1 protein-coding gene and 2 pseudogenes are annotated in these 925 nt (G+C 55.4%); all 3 read left to right on the forward strand.

The window, feature by feature from the left end:
* Nucleotides 1–147 precede the first annotated feature (147 nt).
* Nucleotides 148–270, forward strand: a pseudogene (locus QKY98_RS23445) (type I restriction-modification system subunit M N-terminal domain-containing protein); the annotation flags it as partial.
* Nucleotides 252–590: pseudogene (locus QKY98_RS23450) on the forward strand (type I restriction endonuclease subunit R); the annotation flags it as partial. The pseudogenes QKY98_RS23445 and QKY98_RS23450, both read left to right, overlap by 19 nt.
* 46 nt (nt 591–636) lie before the next feature.
* The coding region (locus tag QKY98_RS23455; protein ID WP_284671682.1) for a hypothetical protein at nt 637–925 on the forward strand (289 nt) is incomplete at its 3' end.

Consider the following 925-nt stretch of genomic DNA (forward strand, 5'->3'; position numbering starts at 1 on the left):
GAAGCCGACAGGGAGAGATCCTGCATTGACATCACCTTGTGACGCCCAGCGGGGTAAAGTAGCGGCTTTTTCCGATCACCTAGGAGCTGTAGCGTGGACAGGGAAAACTATTCCTAGACGGCCGCCTTTCTTTGGTCCAATGCCGATCTGCTGCGCAGTGACTTCAAGCAATCGCAGTACGGCCGCATCATCCTGCCGTTCACCTTGGTGCGGCGAATGGAGTATGTGCTCGCGCCAACCAGGGATGAGGTGATCCGGAGAAAAAGCGCCTGTCCGAGATCATCGAGGTGCTGAACGATTTCACCGGTACCGAGGTGAGCGATGACGACCAACTGCAATTCCTTACCGGCATCACCCAGCGCATCAGCCGCCAGGAAGATGTGATGGTCTAGGTGAACAACCACTCGATCGAACAGATCATGCACGGGCTGCTCCCTAAGCGCGTGCTTGATACGGTGCTAGATGCGATGACGAACCACGAAAAGCTGATCCTTGAAGTGCTGGACAACGAGACCAAGAGCCGGGCATTTGCGCAGGTGATCCACAAGATGCCGGTCGGCAATTTTTGCGGGCAGGGCAAGACAGGTTAGGCGGGCTTATCGGAGCCCACTCAATCCCAGTATGTAGGAGACGAGGATGTCGATTTACCAGCCGGATTTGTTCGAGTCAGAAGCAGCTCGTTCCGTACTGGACCAGCTGATCGAGGACTCGCGGCTTTACCGCACAAGTGCAGATTACCAGCAGCTACTGGACTTCACGGTGAAGCTCAAAAACTTTGCGCCGTTCAATGCAATGTTGCTGCAGATCCAAAAGCCGGGGCTGCAACACGCCGCTTCGGCTTACGAATGGCGCGAGAAATTTAACCGCAAGCCCAAGCGTGGTGCCCGACCATTGTTGATACTTTGGCCGTTTGGTCCAGTCGCTT

Origin of the sequence: Pseudomonas sp. HR1 (assembly GCF_030175875.1) — a bacterium.
Classification (GTDB): Bacteria; Pseudomonadota; Gammaproteobacteria; order Pseudomonadales; family Pseudomonadaceae; genus Chryseomonas; species Chryseomonas oryzihabitans.